General features: G+C 59.3%; 13 protein-coding genes. 7 read left to right on the top strand and 6 right to left on the bottom strand.

The features are described 5' to 3' along the window. Nucleotides 1-4 precede the first annotated feature (4 nt). From WCY31_RS07075 to WCY31_RS07055, 5 genes are all read left to right on the top strand, one after another. Complete coding sequence (locus tag WCY31_RS07075; protein ID WP_345971847.1) at nt 5-661, top strand: transglutaminase-like cysteine peptidase; 657 nt, start codon at nt 5-7, stop codon at nt 659-661. Further along, complete coding sequence (locus tag WCY31_RS07070; RefSeq protein WP_345971846.1) at nt 658-2562, top strand: bifunctional diguanylate cyclase/phosphodiesterase; 1905 nt, start codon at nt 658-660, stop codon at nt 2560-2562. The genes WCY31_RS07075 and WCY31_RS07070 overlap by 4 nt, the downstream gene beginning before the upstream one ends. Further along, nucleotides 2563-4716, top strand: a complete 2154-nt coding sequence (locus WCY31_RS07065) for a type I secretion system permease/ATPase (protein ID WP_345971845.1) — start codon at nt 2563-2565, stop codon at nt 4714-4716. It abuts the gene before it with no gap. Next, nucleotides 4709-6097, top strand: coding sequence for an HlyD family type I secretion periplasmic adaptor subunit (locus WCY31_RS07060; RefSeq protein ID WP_345971844.1), 1389 nt, complete (start codon nt 4709-4711; stop codon nt 6095-6097). Before WCY31_RS07065 ends, WCY31_RS07060 begins: the two co-directional genes overlap by 8 nt. Before the next feature lie 85 nt (nt 6098-6182). Then, the gene (locus WCY31_RS07055; RefSeq protein ID WP_345971843.1) at nt 6183-6716 is read left to right on the top strand and encodes a response regulator transcription factor; all 534 of its coding nucleotides are present in this window, start codon (nt 6183-6185) and stop codon (nt 6714-6716) included. Between the two features lie 257 nt (nt 6717-6973). On the opposite strand, the gene WCY31_RS07050 is transcribed toward WCY31_RS07055, so the two are convergent. Further along, nucleotides 6974-8155, bottom strand: coding sequence for a hypothetical protein (locus WCY31_RS07050; RefSeq protein WP_345971842.1), 1182 nt, complete (start codon nt 8153-8155; stop codon nt 6974-6976). Nucleotides 8156-8169: 14 nt separating this feature from the next. Between WCY31_RS07050 and WCY31_RS07045 the strand changes: the two genes are divergently transcribed. Together WCY31_RS07045 and dsbD are read left to right on the top strand one after the other, a co-directional pair. Continuing rightward, complete coding sequence (locus WCY31_RS07045; protein ID WP_345971841.1) at nt 8170-9996, top strand: protein containing Six-hairpin glycosidase-like domain protein; 1827 nt, start codon at nt 8170-8172, stop codon at nt 9994-9996. A 105-nt stretch (nt 9997-10101) separates the two neighbouring features. Beyond that, complete coding sequence (dsbD, locus tag WCY31_RS07040) at nt 10102-11901, top strand: protein-disulfide reductase DsbD (RefSeq protein WP_345971839.1); 1800 nt, start codon at nt 10102-10104, stop codon at nt 11899-11901. Between the two features lie 10 nt (nt 11902-11911). Here the strand turns inward: dsbD and WCY31_RS07035 are convergent, their stop codons facing one another. The 5 genes from WCY31_RS07035 to WCY31_RS07015 form a co-directional block, all read right to left on the bottom strand. Then, a complete protein-coding gene (locus tag WCY31_RS07035; protein WP_345971837.1) occupies nt 11912-12304 on the bottom strand; it encodes a hypothetical protein in 393 nt (130 codons plus the stop codon). Between the two features lie 82 nt (nt 12305-12386). Beyond that, a complete protein-coding gene (gene truC / locus WCY31_RS07030) occupies nt 12387-13115 on the bottom strand; it encodes a tRNA pseudouridine(65) synthase TruC (protein WP_345971835.1) in 729 nt (242 codons plus the stop codon). After that, nucleotides 13070-15421 (bottom strand): 5-methyltetrahydropteroyltriglutamate--homocysteine S-methyltransferase, encoded by a 2352-nt coding sequence (gene metE / locus WCY31_RS07025; protein ID WP_345971833.1) that lies wholly within the window; start codon nt 15419-15421, stop codon nt 13070-13072. The genes truC and metE overlap by 46 nt, the downstream gene beginning before the upstream one ends. Nucleotides 15422-15479: 58 nt before the next feature. Continuing rightward, a complete protein-coding gene (locus tag WCY31_RS07020; protein WP_345971831.1) occupies nt 15480-15809 on the bottom strand; it encodes a hypothetical protein in 330 nt (109 codons plus the stop codon). Between the two features lie 43 nt (nt 15810-15852). Continuing rightward, nucleotides 15853-16428, bottom strand: a complete 576-nt coding sequence (locus WCY31_RS07015) for a class I SAM-dependent methyltransferase (RefSeq protein WP_345971829.1) — start codon at nt 16426-16428, stop codon at nt 15853-15855. Between the last annotated feature and the right edge of the window lie 132 nt (nt 16429-16560).

Genomic DNA, 16560 nt, shown 5'->3' with positions numbered 1-16560 from the left:
TGATTTGCTCAGGTATTTCGCACTTCTTTCGCTCCTTCTAGGATGTGCAGGACAGGGTGCCACGCTGACTCCCATCGGGGAGAAGGCGTCGGCAGGGCATGCAGCCGTCAACGCGAACGAACAGGAATATTTCGCCCGGAAACGCTTAGAAGCGATGGAGCGGATGCTCAACGGCCTCCGGGACAAGAGTGAAATGGAAAAGCTCAAAGGGGTCAACGACTTCTTCAACCGCGTCCGTTTCGTTTCCGACATCCAAAACTGGGGTGTCGAGGACTACTGGGCGCGCCCGAGCGAATTCCTCGCGCGTGACCAGGGGGATTGCGAAGATTACGTCATCGCAAAGTATTTTGCCCTGAAACGGCTCGGTGTCCCCGAAAAAAAGCTCTTCTTTACCTACGTAAAGGCCGTCAAGTTCAACCAGGCGCATATGGTGCTGACCTATTACGAAGACCCGAAAGCAGTACCGCTGGTCCTGGATAATCTCAATTACCGCATTTTCCCGGCAACGAAACGTAAAGACCTTGTCTATGTCTACAGTTTCAACGCGGAGTCCCTCTTTTTGAATACGCAGCAGGGAAGAGGCAAAACGCTTTCAGGCGGGAAGTCACGCAATAAGGCGTGGGCTGCATTCCTGCAACGCATTGAAAAGGAGGGATTGTGACACTCTTTAAAGAGATCACGCTGGCAATGTCTATTCTGGTGATAGCGCTGCTGGCGATGACGATGTTCAGCAACTACCGGACGAACGTCCGTTTCATCGAGGAGCAGCTCTATACGAGTGCACGCAACACGGCTTCATCCCTGGGGCTGGCGATCAGCCGGGCCTCCGACGGTCAGGATGTCGCGATGGCCGAAACGATGATCAACGCCGTATTTGACAGCGGACTTTACGAAGCGATCGTCTACCGCAACGTCGACGGAAAGGTGCTCTACGAGCGTCATACGCCGCTGATCCTCGATGACGTGCCGGCATGGTTCGCCGACAGCATCGCCCTGCCGCCTGCGTCCGCATCCGTGCCCGTGGGCAGAGAGTGGATGCAGGTCGGAGAGCTTCAGATCGAAGGACACCGCGGCAACGCTTATACCCAGATGTGGGATGCGCTCAAGGAAGTGCTCGTCAGTTTCTTCATCCTGAGCCTGCTGGCCATGGGCGGGATCTACTTTATGTTGAAGATCGTGCTGCGTTCGCTCGATGCGGTCCGCGAACAGGCGGAAGCCGTCTCGGGGAACCGTTTTATCATCCAGGAGTCGCTGCCGAGAACAAGGGAGTTCCGCGATGTGGTCCAGGCCATCAATACCCTGGTGTTTAAAGTGAAGGAGGTTTTCAAGAAGGAGGCCGATGCCGTCGCCCGCTACAATACGCTCCTGTATGAAGACCGCCAGACCCACCTGAAAAACCGCGATTTCTTTATGATGAAACTGGGCAGCCTGATGTCGGGCGAAGACCGCTTCTCCGCCGGCTATGTCGCCGCGCTGCAGCTGTGCGACCCCGACAAGGTGAAACATGAAGAGGGAGGATACGTCCTGCAGAAGGTGCTCTCCTTTATCGGCGACATTGCCCGCGGCATCGTCAACGGGGTCGAAGAGGGCGTCGCCTGCCGGGTCCGTGAATTCGAAGTGATCCTCATCCTCCCGTCGCTGGAAGAGTCGGATGTTTCGGCACTGCTCACCTCGGCGGCGGAGAGCTGCAAGGGGGCCGGCTATTGCGTGACGATCGCCGCGGCGGCCTACCGTACCGGCGAGACCCCTTCTGACCTCCTGAGTCATCTCGATTATGCGCTGATGCAGGCAGAAGCCGGCGGGGCCGTACCGGTCCTTTACCGTGAAAAACACGATCATGTTCCTTCATGGGGACACGACGAGTGGCGGAAACATCTGCGCGACGCAATGCAGTTCGACCGTTTTGTGACCGTGTACCAGCCCGTTGTCGCCCGCAGCGGGGAGACGGTGCAAAAAGAGCTGTTGCTGCGCCTGGAGCTGGAAGGCAAGCTGCTCAACGCCGGGGCATTCATTCCGGTCGTTTCACACCTCGATCTGCTCGAGGAGCTTGACCGTTACGTGCTCGACAAGATGGGCAAGAGCTTTCATGCCGTCGAGGTTGCGGTGAACGTTTCGGAGGATTTTATCGCCCACAGTTCTACCATTGGATGGTTGTCCGCCAGGAAAGATGCCTGGGACGATAATACGCTGGAACTGGCGTTCGAGGTCTCCAACAGTACGGTGCTGAGCGCGCCGGAGCCCGCGGCGGCTTTCTCCATGTTCGTACAGAAGCAGGGATGGCGTTTCGGCATCGACCACTTTACGGTCGAATCCGAAAAAGATCTGACCTTCCTGCAGCGTGTCAAACCCTCCTACCTGAAGATCGACGCGGCGTACCTGCTCTCCCTGGTCGGTTCCGAGAGCAAACGCGAATCGGCGCTCTTTACCATCGCCAGGCTGATCGACATCGATCTGATCGCGACAGGGGTCGACAGCGAGGAGACGGCAACAAGTCTGTACGAGCACGGTATTGAGCGGCTGCAGGGCTTCTGGATCGGCAAGCCAGACAAGGGGGCGGTGTAGATGGGCGAACAGAATCGTTCCGGGCTGCTTGACGCCCTGTTGGCTGTTGCAAAACTCTATCACCAGGAAGTGACCGCGGAGATCGTCCTGGCGGGGTTGCCGGTCGACCCGGAGGACCCGAAACTGTTCGAGCCCGACCCCCAGCGCTCCCGTTCGCTTTTTAGCCGGGCGGCGGAAAAGGCGGGCTTCGCCAGTACCCTTCAAAAGAAATCCCTGCGCAAGATCGCACAGCACCTGCTGCCGTGTATCCTGATTCTGAAAGAGGATCGCGCCTGCGTGCTGCTCGAGTTTGACAAAGAGATGGAGTATGCGAACGTACTGCTTCCCGGCGTTCCCGAGCAGGAGGGGTGGATCCCCATCGAACACCTGGAAGCGGAGTACCTCGGGTACTGTTTCCTGATGAAAAAGAACTTCGGGTTCAGCCTGGAAGCGCAGGAAGAGAAGGAAGAGGAGGACGAAAGGCACTGGTTCTGGAGTACGTTGTCGCGCACAAGAACGATCTATATGGACATTCTGGTCGGCTCCTTCCTGGTCAATCTTTTTATTCTGATCCTGCCGCTGTATATGCGCAACGTTTTTGACCGGGTCATCCCGAATACGGCCCTCGACACGCTCTGGGTCCTCACCTACGGTGTCGTGGCCATCTTCGTGCTCGAAGCCTTTTTGCGTTTTTTGCGGAGCTACTTTATGGAGATCGCGGCGAAAAAGAGCGACGTGATCATGTCGTCGAAGATCTTCGAGCACGTCATGGATATGAAGCTCTCCGAGCAGATCGGTTCCGTCGGCGCGTTTTCAAGCGACCTGAAACAGTACGAGAGCATCCGGAACTTTCTGACCTCCACCGTCGTGACGACCCTCGTCGATCTCCCGTTTTCGATTCTTTTCCTGCTGGTGGTTTACTGGGTCGCCGGCGATGTTGTCTATATCCCGCTGATGACAATCGTCCTGATCGCAGTGTACGCCTTCCTTATAAAAGGACCGATCCGGACCAGCATCCGCAACTCCAACCAGGCATCGGCGGTGAAAAACAGCATTCTGCTCGAAAGCCTCAATGCCATTGAAACGATCAAGGCCTTCAACTACAACAGCGTTATGCAGTGGAAGCTGGAGGAGGCGACGGGGAACATTGCCCAGCGGGGGCTCAAATCCCGCGTCCTCAACGGCTCCATCGCGACGGCGACCTCCTTTCTGATCCGCGTACAGACGGTTGCCGTGATCGTGGCCAGCGTCTACATGATCCACCAGGGCATACTGACGACGGGGGGATTACTGGTCGCCTACATCCTTTCGTCGCGGGCCGTCAACCCCGTCGGGAAGCTGGTGATGCTGATCTTGCAGTTCAACAAAGCCCGTGCAGGCTTCCGTGCAATCGAGAAGGTGATGGGAAGTGCCATCGAACACCCCAAAGAGCGTGAGTTTATCAGTGCAAGCCATCTCAAAGGAAAGATCGATTTCGTCAATGTAGATTTCGCCTACCCCGATTCGGCGCGCAATGCCCTGCATGACGTCTCGTTCACGATCGAACCCGGCGAACACGTCGCCATCATGGGAGAGATGGGATCGGGCAAGACGACCATCATCAACCTGCTGATGGGCTTTTATGCACCGAAGGAGGGAATGATCCTCGCGGACGACGTCGAGATGGATCAGTACGCCCCGGCGGAGCTGCGCAAACAGATCGCCTACGTGCCCCAGGAGATCGTTCTGCTGCAGGGGACGATCAAGGAGAACATCGCCCTGAAGCATCCCGGTATCGATTCGCACGAGATCGTCGAGGCGGCACGCCTGAGCGGCGCCCTGCGCTACATCAATCTCAACCCCGACGGCTTCAATATGAAGATCAAGGAGAAGGGACAGAACGTTTCGGGCGGGCAACGCCAGAGCATCGGAATCGCACGGGCCCTGATCGACGATTTCTCTTTGGTCCTTTTTGACGAGCCGACCTCGCATCTGGATGAAGAGAGCGAGCGCATCGCCATCCTCGGGATCTCCCAGAAGATCAAGGGGAAGACGGCGCTCTTCGTGACGCACAAAGACGCCGTTTTGGAACTGGTCGAGCGCATCATCCTGCTCGAGCGCGGGGAGGTCGTGATGGACGGAACGAAGGCGGAGGTCCTCGCCTACCTTAAAAAGTCGGAGGTGCACAGTGCTTGACAGTTCCATGCTCTCCAGCCGGCCGCCGAAGCGCCCCTCTGACAAGAGTGATCAGCGTCCCAGGGTCGTTTCAGAGGAGGAGCTGGCCTATCTTAACAGCCGCAGCGCCGCGGTACTGGAGCGTACGGCCCTGCATTCACGGCTTTTCCTCTGGATTATGCTGCTGACGGTGGCGGTTTTCATCGTCTGGGCGGATCACGCGATGATCGACGAGGTTGTCAAGGGCAACGGCAAGATCGTGCCGAGCAGTCAGATCAAGCCGATCCAGAACCTCGAAGGGGGGATCGTCAAGGAGATCCTCATCAAAGAGGGCGACCTGGTCAAAAAAGGCGAACCGCTGCTGAAGATGCAGGATATCTACTTCAGTTCGACGGTGGAGAAGACCCGGCTGGAGTATGACGAACTTTACGCCCGGGCGGTCCGCCTGCGGGCGGAGGCCCACGGGACGGCTTTTCTCGAACCCGAGACGAGCGACCCGGCGCAAAAGGCGCTGATCGAGAAGGAACGCAGCCTTTTCACGAGTAACCGGAAGCAACTCAAAAAGAGCATCGCGGTGCTCGACGCGCAGATCGTCCAGCGCAGCAGCGAGCTCAAAGAAGCGCGGGAGCACTATGTCGAGCTTGAGCAGGAGATGGAACTGGTTCGCAAGGAGATCGAGATTAACAAGCCCCTGGTCATAAAGCGGATCGTGCCCGAGGTTGACTATATCAAGCTGCAGCGCGATGCCAACAACGTACAGCAGTCCCTGACGACGACAAGACATCAGATCGCGTCGACGCGGGCGATGATCGACGAGGCAAAGAGCAAACGCGACGAAGCCGAGCTCGCTTTCCAGAACCGTGCCAAGGAGGAGCTCAACGGAATCGAGGCGCAGATGCAGCGGATCAAGGAGTCCCAGGCGGCGCTCGAAGACCAGGTGAGCCGGACCCTGGTGCGCTCGCCCGTCGACGGGATCGTCAAGCGCCTCTATGTCACAACGATCGGCGGGGTCGTGACGCCGGGCATGAAGATGATGGATATCCTTCCGACGGGAGATTCGCTGCTGGTCGAAGTCAAGGTCCATCCGCGCGATATCGCCTTCTTGTACCCCGATCAGCGCGCGGTGATCAAGATTACGGCCTATGATTTCGCCATCTACGGGGGACTCAGCGGCCGGGTCGTGCGGATCAGCCCCGACTCCATTAACGAAGCCGACGGCAAGACCTACTACCAGGTCTGGATCGAAACGGACAAAACGTTCCTCGGCACGGTGGAGAATCCGTTGAAGCTGATTCCGGGCATGGTCGTCAACGCGGAGATCATCACGGGCAAAAAGAGCATTCTCGACTATATTCTTCAACCGCTGCTGCGTACGAAAGACAATGCCTTCAAGGAGCGATAGGATGAAAAAACTCTACCTCTATTCTAGGCGGGATTCTGTGCTCAAACACTGGAAAACCGGGATGTCACGGTTGTATGATCTGCAGATGTTTCAGGATCTCGGAGCGCTCTACGGCGCTTTGGACAAAGCGCATCCCGCGGTCGTGCTGTTCGATTATGACGGCAATATCGGGGAGTTGGAGGAGCTGCTCCAGTTTCTCAAAGGGACGAAGAGCGCCGTGATGGCGATGAACAGCAGCCCCGTCTATTCTGACGGGATTCTGCTGCTCAAGGAGGGGGCACGCGCCCTGCTGAACACCTACGCTTCTGCCAACAACATCAATCAGGCCGTCAAGGCCGTCGTCGGCGGCAATATCTGGCTTTACCCGGAGTTTATCCAGATGATGATCCGGCAGAACAGCATGATGGCAGCCCAGCGTCAGGAAGCGCTTGACCCGTTGTCGGCGCGGGAACGCGAGCTGGCGGAGATGGTGGCGCTCGGGATGAGCAACAAGGAGATCGCCCAGACGGCGGATATCACAGAACAGACGGTCAAGACCCATTTGAAGACGGTGTATGAGAAGCTCGGCGTGGCCAGCCGGCTCGAGCTGGCCATTATGGTCAATAATGCCAGACGATAACAAATTCATACGAAAGTAGTATTGAGCTGTGCGGCGGTTAAAGCCTATAATACAGCTAAGATACATCAAAAGGAGATGAGATGGCAACTGCAATCGGAATGGTAACGGCAATTGAAGGCGTTGTGAAAGTGATTGGACCGGGCGGCCACGAAAAGATCGCTGTATCCGGGGATATCATCCACGAAAATGACACCGTGATCACCGGGGAAGGCGGTATCGTACTGAGCCTCGACAACGGCCATACCGTTGAGATCGGCTCACACGAACATGTCGTACTCGACAGCAGCGTAACGGTCGATACGGCGGAAAACGACGCGTTGATCGGCGATGTTACCGCCCTCGAAACCGCCCTGATGGGCGGCGAGATGGGTGCGACTGCAGCAGGTCAGGGCGGTGGCCAGGGCAGCGGACTGAGCGAAGGCGCCATCTATGAAGAGCGTGATGACGCGCGGGGTGACGTCGGTGCCGATCAGGAAGGTGACGAAGTGGGTGCCCGCGGTGTTGCGAGCGCGGAAATCGGCAATCCGGCGGATGCCCGTCCGGCGGCTGAAACCGATACAGACACGGACACCGATACAGACACTGACACGGATACAGACACCGATACGGATACAGACACCGATACGGATACAGACACCGATACGGATACAGACACTGACACCGACACGGATACCGACAACGACGACGATGACGATACCGACAACGACGACGATACCGACAACGACGATGACAACGATGACGATGATGACGATGATGACGACGGCAACAACGGCCACGGTAACGATGATGACCATGATGACGATAGCAACCCGGGTCAGGGGGGCGGCGGTCACGGTGCCGACACGGACGATGACTCCGACGATGACGACGACGGCAACAACGGCCACGGCAATGACGATGACCATGATGACGACAGCAACCCGGGTCAGGGCGGCGGCGGTCACGGTGCCGACACGGATGATGATTCCGACACCGATACGGATACCGACACCGATACGGACGACGATGGTAACAACGGTCACGGAAATGACGATGACCATGATGACGACAGCAACCCGGGTCAGGGCGGCGGCGGTCACGGTGCCGACACGGACGATGACTCTGATACAGACACCGACACCGACACGGATACCGATACCGACACGGATACGGATACCGATGCCGACTCTGACAGCGATGACGACCATGACAACGGTCACGGCAACGATGAGGACCATGACGACGACAGCAACCCCGGACAGGGCGGCGGCGGCCATGGTGCGATGGATGCGGAGGACTTCGACCTCTTCGATGACGGCGATCTGGACGATCTGGATGTGGATCCGGATCCGGACAGCGTTGTCTAAGCGGCGGGCTCGTCCCGCACCGCTTTTACCAAAGGGTGCCCGCGAGGCACGTTTTTGTAAGGGCCGGAAAGCATCACAAGCGATGCAAGGCATGTGAAGGAGAGGGTATGACGGTACCGCACGCGGTCTCCGGCGCGGAAACGGCAGATGAGATGCAGTTTTTTGGGGCGGTTCGGAAGCTGCTGGCGGGAGAGCCTTCGGCATTCCCGCTTCCCAAACGGTTTGCACGGAGCTTCGATCCCTCCTGCTCGCAGCTCTATATTACGCTCTTTCAACGCGGCGTGAAGCCGATGCGCTGGGGATCGCGTCGCCGTTCGCTGGCGGAGAGCGTACGCCGCGCCGTGGCGGGAGTACGCAAACGCAAAGGCTTTGAGGCTTTTCATGTTTCCGACCCCTCCGTGTGCCGGATCATGGTTGAGATGGTGACGGAGGAGATCCCCTGTCGTCCGGAAGAGTTGACGTGGATGGACGTGTCGCCGGCGCGATATGAGCCCGGGGTGACCGGGGTACGCTGTGTCTATGAGGGGACGGTGCGTTACGTCATGCCGACCGATGCCGTGACCCACAGCATCATGAGTGTGACGCAGCTGCTGGACTATCTTGCCGGGCGCTTCGGTCTGGCGCAGAAGGGGCAGGATGAGGAGCAGCGTGCCGCGATGATGCGCGGCCTCCCGCTGCAGTGCTGCCTGCTCAAAAGCGTTGCCGTAATCACCTATGAAGCGAAGACTCTTCCGCTGTACCGGGGGCTTCCGTCGCCTTTTCCCCTCTCGGCCGGTACCGTGGAGAGGGTACTGCGCGAGAGCATCGGTTGGCTGGCGGACAATATGCGGCGCGACGGACGCTTCCTCTACTATTACGATCCCCTGCGTGACAGCGAAGCCGATTTTCAGCACCCGAAGAACCCGGGTTATTACAACATACTGCGCCACAGCGGCGCGACGATCACCCTGCTCGAGGGGTATACGCTCTTCAAAGAACGCCGTCTGCTGGAGGCGGCGCGCCGCTCCATCGATTATTTTGTGACGACGTTGCAAGAAGAGGAGGATGCGGAGGGGTATCGCTGCTACCCCTTTTATAACAAGAAGTCCAAGCTCGGGGGTGCGGGCATAGGGCTGGCCGCCCTGATGCGTTACCGCCATCTCAGCGGCGACGGGCGTTACGGGCGCTATGCAGAGGGGTTGGTCCGGCACCTGCTCAGCCGTATCGACGGGGAGGGGGAGATGATCGGCTACTACCGCCACCCGCGTTTCGGGAAGGGGGCGCCGCTTGTCGGCATCGATGACAAGACGAAGCGGGGCCTCTTCTCCTTTTACTACCCCGGCGAGGCGCTGCTTGGCCTGGCACTTTTCCATGCACACGGCGACGGGTCGGAAAAACTGAAAGCGCGCATTCGGCATGAGAGCCGCCGGGCACTTGATTTTCTCATCCATATCCGTCCGAAGCGCTATGCCGATCTCTTCGAGCCGCTGCCGGCAGACAGCTGGCTGATGCAGGCAATCGAGGCCTGGGACGGGATTGAAGGCGTCGTCACCGATGCCCACCGGGCCTTCGTGTACGGGGACGCGGCACAGATGATCCGCCATATGTACACGCCTGATAATGCGCTCTGTCCAGATTATGCCGGCGGGTTTTACTACCGTTTCGGTGACCACGTCTACCATGACGGTTCGCGCTGCGAAGGACTGATGGCGGCCTACCGGCTGGCGCGGCAGCGGGGGGAGCGGGCGCAGATGACGCACATCCTCGGGCCCATGCTTCTGGCGGCGCGGGGACTGCTCGCCACCTTCAATACGCCCGAATCCGCGTACGCCCACCGCTACCCCGAGCGCAGCGTCGGCAGCTTCCGCTTCAAACTGACGCGCCAATGGATCCGTGTCGATGCCGTGCAGCATGCCGCCTGTTTCTATGCCCGTCTGCTCCCGATACTGAAGTGAAATACCTGGGCTGAAAGCTTAACCCCCCACAGCTGGGCGCGCGTTACTGTTTTGTTTTTGCTTCTTGCGCTAAAATGTGGGCCAATTTCGTCACAAAGGCTTTCTGTGAAACGGTTCCTCGCGTTTTTTACCCTGCTTTCGGCGACGCTCCTCTTCGCCTTTCAGAGCAGTTTCCTGATGCCCGAAGAGGCATTCAAACCCAAGGCTTCCCTGCTCGACAACCAGCACATCGCCATTGACATCGAACTGGGCGAGGGCATCTATGTCTATGCCGACAAACTTGATGCCAAGGTCAAGGCGCCCTCCGGGGTCTCCATCTCCGAAGTGAAGGTCAACAGCGTTGCGGAAGAGCATGACGGCGACATGGTCCACCTGCACAACGTGCCCGTCGAGATCATCCTGACATCGTCGCAGAAAACGGGCACAGTCCCGGTGACCGTCGCTTTCGCGTTTCAGGGGTGTTCGGAGCGCGGGCTCTGCTACGAGCCGCAGAACAAAGAGTACACCTTCGACGTCGATCTCGCCAAACTTGGTTCGCCCGCCGCCGCGGCACCCGAAAAGCCGAAAGCTCCGGCGAGCGTGCAGGGTGAGAGTGAAACGGACATCATCGTCGACACGCTCAAAGGCGGCAGTCTCTGGGCGATCCTGGCCCTCTTTTTTGGCTTTGGACTCGCGCTTTCGCTGACCCCGTGCATCTTTCCGATGATCCCGATCCTCTCCTCCATTATCGTGTCGCAGGGGGAGAAACTGACGGCCCGGCGCGGGTTCACCCTTTCGCTTGTTTATGTCCTGGCGATGGCCTTTGCCTATACGATCGCCGGGATCATGGCGGGCCTTTTCGGAGAGAACCTGCAGGTGATCTTGCAAAACCCGTGGGCCATCGGGGCATTCGCGCTGATCTTTGTCGCGCTGGCATTTTCAATGTTCGGGTTTTACGAGATCGGGCTCCCGGCGACGCTGCAGACGCGTCTGTCGCGTTTTTCGGACAAGGCGGGTGAAAAGGGCGGGTTTACCGGTGTCGCGGTGATGGGCTTTTTGAGTGCGCTTATCGTCGGCCCCTGCGTGGCCCCCGGCCTGGCGGCGGCGCTGATCTACATCGGCCAGACGGGCAATGCGGCCCTCGGCGGCGTCGCTCTCTTTGTCATGAGCCTCGGCATGGGGGTTCCGCTGCTGCTCATCGGCCTGGGCGCCGGCAGATTTATGCCGAAACCGGGCGGCTGGATGAACATTGTCACGGAGGTCTTCGGCGCCGTGATGATCGGTGTCGCTATCTGGATGGTATCGCGGGTGATCCCGGACTGGATCACGATGATGCTCTGGGCGATCTACTTCATCGTCGCCGCCGTCTACCTCGGTGCTTTCGAACCGATCCACGGCGGTGTCCGCCGTTCAATGCACTCCTTTATCAAGGCGATCGGCATCGTCTTCATGCTCTACGGCACGATTCTGCTCGTCGGGGCGCTCTCAGGCGGGACGTCGATGACGCACCCGCTCAAAGGGTTTGAGGTCAAAATGTGCACGGATGGCTCTGCTGCTCCTGCCGCTACAAAAGAGGTGGCCTTCGAGGTGATCCACTCCGAAGCGGAACTGGAGCAGATCATCGCCGACAACAAAGGGAAAAAGGTGATGCTGGACTTCTCCGCCACGTGGTGCGCGGCCTGCCAGGAATATGCGGAGTTCACCTTCGCCGACCCGCGTGTCGCGGCGGCACTGCAGGATTTCGTCCTGGTGCAGGCGGACGTGACGGAGAACAGCGACCCTGAAAGGGCGCTGACGAAAAACTTCGGACTTTACGGCCCTCCGGGCATCCTCTTCTTTGATGAAAAAGGGAAGTTGATGAAGGAGAAGACACTGATCGGCTACAAGCCGCCCGAAGCTTTCCTGGAACACCTGCGCTCGCTCTAATACGCAGCGCCTAGAACTGCTCCCAGAGCCACTCGGCCACGGCCTCCTTTTCGGCGTTCGTCAACCCTTTGACGGGCGTCATCACCCCGAACTTTTCCACCATCTCCGGCAGGCATAGAACATACTCTTCGTCGGGATCGTCGATGTACTCCTTGACAAAGGCCTTGACGACTTTGCGCTGGACATCTTCATCCTCGTTGTGGATGTGGATCATCATCTTCAGCCGCATGGCGACCATGCGTATCGTCGGCGCTTTCATCTTCGCCTTCTGCTGGCCGCGCGCCGGTTCTTCCAGCGGGAGCATGACCATATGGCAGGAGGCGCAGTGCTGCTCGTAAACCTTGTAGCCGTCCGCGCCAAAAAGCGATGCGGCGAGGAGGAGGGGCAGGATCATCGGTTTCATCGGCACTCCTTTACATGGGCGTTATTTTTCATTATGCCACTGTGTTGTTAAGGAGAGATCGGGGGTGTAGAATTAAAAAATATTATTCAGCGTCCCAGCCGAAAGCGGTGATGATACTTGCGAAGGCCTCCCCGACAGAGGCCTCGATACAGAGCGGCTCACCGGTGACGGGATGGGGGAGTTCGAGCTTCGTCGAGGCCAGCAGCAGTCGGTGGCAGGCGAAATGTTCCCGGAAGAGGTTGTTGTGCTCTGTCCGGCCGTATTTGGTGTCGCCGACGATGGGGTGCAGCAGATGTTTCATATGGCGTCGCAGCTGGTGTTTACGCCCCGTTTCGGGCCGCAGCCGTACCAGGGAGTAGCGGGCGGTCTGGTAGCGCCCGACGGGGATAGGAAGCTCGACGGTCGCGAGACGCTCAAAGAGCGTGACGGCCTCCTGGGCCTCCTTGTCCGTGCGCGCCTTCGCGTCGGTCATCTTGTCGAGCAGCTCTTTGAGCGGGTAGTCGATGCGGCCCCCTTCGTCAATGTAGCCGCGCACGACGGCGAGGTACTCCTTGCGGACGCTCCCGGCCTCGAAGATCTCGCCGACTTTGCGGGCGGTTTCCGGGTCGAGTGCGAAGAGCAGCACGCCGGAAGTGGGCTTGTCGAGGCGGTGGACGGGGTAGACGTACTGCCCGATCTGGTCCCGGACGAGCTGCAGCGCGAAGCGCGTCTCGTCCTTATCGATCCAGGAGCGGTGCACGAGCAGCCCGCTGGGCTTGTTTACGGCTACAAGCCACTCGTCGCGGTAGAGGATCTCGAGGGGTTCGTCCATGCTGCGTCGCCTTTTTTGGATGCGATTATAGCGTCAAATGAGGCGCGCACCTCCCGAACGGCTTCCACCATGTTGGCCAGGCTCGGCTTGACCTCTTCCCATTTGCGGGTTTTGAGGCCGCAGTCGGGGTTGATCCAGAGCTGCTCCTGGGGCAGCACCTCCAGCAGGGCGTTGATCTGCGCGACCATCTCCGCCACCGGCGGGACACGGGGGGAGTGGATGTCGTAGACGCCGGGACCCACCTCCTGCTTGTAGCCGACCTCTTTGAAGATGCGCAGCAGGGCGTTGCCGCTGCGGGCGGTCTCGATGGAGATGACGTCCGCGTCCATCGCCTCGATGGTATGGATGACGTCGTTGAACTGGCTGTAGCACATGTGCGTATGGATCTGCGTCTCGCTGCGCGCGCAGGCAACGCTGCGGCGGAAGGCGTCGACGGCCCAGGTCTCGTAGGCGGAGATGTTCTCGCGGCGCAGCGGGTACCCCTCCTTGAAGGCCGCTTCGTCCACCTGGACAATGCGGATGCCGGCGTTTTGGAGGTCGTCGACCTCGTCGCCGATGGCCAGGGCGATCTGCGCGGCGACGTCGGCACGGGGAAGGTCGTCGCGGACGAAGGACCAGTTGAGGATCGTGACGGGACCGGTGAGCATTCCTTTGACGATCTTGGACGTTTTGCTCTGCGCGTAGGTCGTCCAGTCAACGGTCATCGGCAGGGGACGGCTGACGTCGCCGTAGATGAGCGGCGGCTTGACGCAGCGGCTGCCGTAGCTCTGGACCCACCCCTTGGCGCTGAAAACAAAGCCGGCGAGTTGTTCGCCGAAGTACTCCACCATATCGTTGCGTTCGGGCTCGCCGTGTACAAGCACGTCCAGTCCGATCGACTCCTGGAAAGCGATACAGTCGTCGATGTAGGCTTTGATGCCCGCGTCGTACGCCTGCACATCGATGTCGCCGCGTTTGAAGTCACGACGCAGCGTACGGAGTTCCGGCGTCTGGGGGAAGGAGCCTATCGTCGTCGTCGGCAGGAGGGGGTAGCGCAGCGCCTCGCGCTGGGCCTTGATCCTTGTTTCATAGGGCTCGGCACGTTCCGTCCCTGTCTGAGCTGCGACGCGCTGCTGTACAGCGGCGTCGTGGATACGCGGGGAGCATTGCCGTGTATGGACGGCCTCCCGGCTGAGCTGCATCAGGCTCAGCTCCGCATCGTCCAGCGCCTCGCCGGCAAAGCGTTTGGCGACGACGTTCAGTTCGGCCAGTTTCTCTTTTGCAAAGGCGAGCCACTGCTTTATTTCCGCATCCAGTGCCGTTTCCGCTTCGAGCGAATAGGGCACATGCAGCAGCGAACAGGAGGTGGCGGGAACGATGCGGGACCGGGGCACCGTCTGCGCGATCGTCTCGAGCGTGTTGCCGACGGCATCGAGGTCGCTGCGCCAGACGTTACGACCGTCGATCACCCCGGCGATGAGCGTTTTGCCGCTTTGCGCGATCGTGCCGAGCGCTTCGCTATTGCGCGGGCCGTGGACGAAATCGAGGGCAATCCCGCTGATGGGCGTATGGGCGAGGACTTCGACGGCCTCGCAGGCGTGTTCGAAGTAAGTCGCGACGATGATTTCAACATTCGACACGCTTCTGCCGAGCCGGTCGTAGGCCCGTTTGAGCAGGCTCAGTGTCTTGGCGTCCGGCCCGGTGACGAGGAGCGGCTCGTCGATCTGGACGGTGACGCGGTCGTCGAGGGTGCTGATGGCCGTCAGCACTGCGTCATAGCACTCCAGAATCGCATCGAAATGGGCGTAGCGGTCAAAGTTTTTGTCAGCGCTTTTGCCGAGGCCGAGGAAGGTAAGGGGACCGACCAGGTTTATTTTCGGGGCGATCCCTGCCGCCTTCGCCTCCTGGTATTCAGCGACGATTTTCGAAGCGTTCGGCGCAAAGGCGTCATCCGCCGCGAACTCAGGGACGATGTAGTGGTAGTTGGTGTTGAACCATTTGGTCATCTGCATCGCGGTGCGCTGTCTGTCGCCGCGGGCCATGGTGAAGTAGCGGATTGTTTCGTCTTCAATGTTACGGAAGCGGGCCGGGACCGCGCCGAGCATGATACAGGTGTCGAGCATCGCGTCGTAGAAGCTGAAGTCGTTGCAGCTGATCGCGCCGATGCCGGCGGCCTGCTGCTCCTCCCAGTGGCGGCGGCGCAGATCGGCCGCACAGTTTTCAAGGGCGGAAAGGTCGCTTTTGCCGCTCCAGTAGCTCTCCAGCGCGAACTTGAGTTCGCGGTTCTCCCCGATGCGCGGGTAGCCGATGACGTAGTTTTTTGACATGGGTCTGTCCTTTGATTTTTTTCTATTTTTGATTGTCATTATGATCGGATGGAAAAAATCAGAGGTGCGGCGGATGGACCCCGGTACGTCGGAAGCTGTAGAATCGGCAGTTGCAGGTACAGGCGGATTTTTTGCGGCAGGCGCGCAGGGTTAGGAAGGTTCGGCGTCTAAAGTAACAGTCGCAGTGGCAGGGTTTGTCGCTGGTGAAGCAGGTGAGGGCCTCCAGGGGCTCCTCGGGCGGTGCTTCGTCGCTTTCGCGGTCGTGCTGCAGGACGGTGGCGTAGGTTTCGAGACACACCCGCAGGGCGTTTTGCGCGGGCGCGACGCTGTGCGCCTGGATGGAAGCGAGGGTAAAATAACGCTTGCCGAAGCCTCTGGGTGTTCTCAACGCACCGCTCCTGTTCTAAAAATCTTGCGCCATTATACTGAGATCAATCTTTGCGTACGGCAATCGCCTGTTTGCGCATGCGGTATTTTTCGTGCGGTTCGTTCCAGAACTCCCTGTACTCCAGCACGCTGAAGCCCTCGCCGAAGAGCGATTTAAGCTCCTCTTTCTGGAGCAGGAAGTCCGGGTTGGAGTCGGGCTTCTCGTTGCCCGCGTCGGCCATATAGGTCTCGACGACCATGATGCCGCCGGGCTTCAGCGCCGCTTTCGCCCGCGTGATCAGGTCGCGGTCGAGGAAGTTCGTCTTGACGATCATGTCGTAGGTTTCCGCGTCGGGGACAAAGGTATCGAGGTCCGCTTCGATCAGGTTGATGTGCGCAAGGTCTGCCTTCTCCCGCAGGGCCGCGAGGGCGACGGTCGAGATATCGACGGCATCGACCGCAAACCCCTCGTCGGCCAGGTAGAGGCTGTGGCGCCCGCCGCCGCAGGCAAGGTCGAGGGCCTTTCTCCCCGGGGCCTCGGCGGCGTGGGCGCTCACCAGTTCGCTCGGCGGCCGCCTGTCAAGCAGGCCCTCCATCTCCGTGTATTTTTTATCCCATTTTACTTTGTCTTTCTGGGCCAATGCTTCTCCTTGTCGTATGTCTCTGTTGTCCGGGGTATGCAGAAACGATGCGACCGATTATAGTCCCAAACGGCTGATGAAACGATGGCGGCGTTGCCACGGAAACGCCGGAGCGGCAGCTTAATCAGCCCC

It is taken from the genome of Sulfurimonas sp. HSL3-1, assembly GCF_039645995.1.
Lineage (GTDB): Bacteria > Campylobacterota > Campylobacteria > Campylobacterales > Sulfurimonadaceae > Thiomicrolovo > Thiomicrolovo diazotrophicus.
This window is presented reverse-complemented; position numbering and strand designations above follow the sequence as displayed.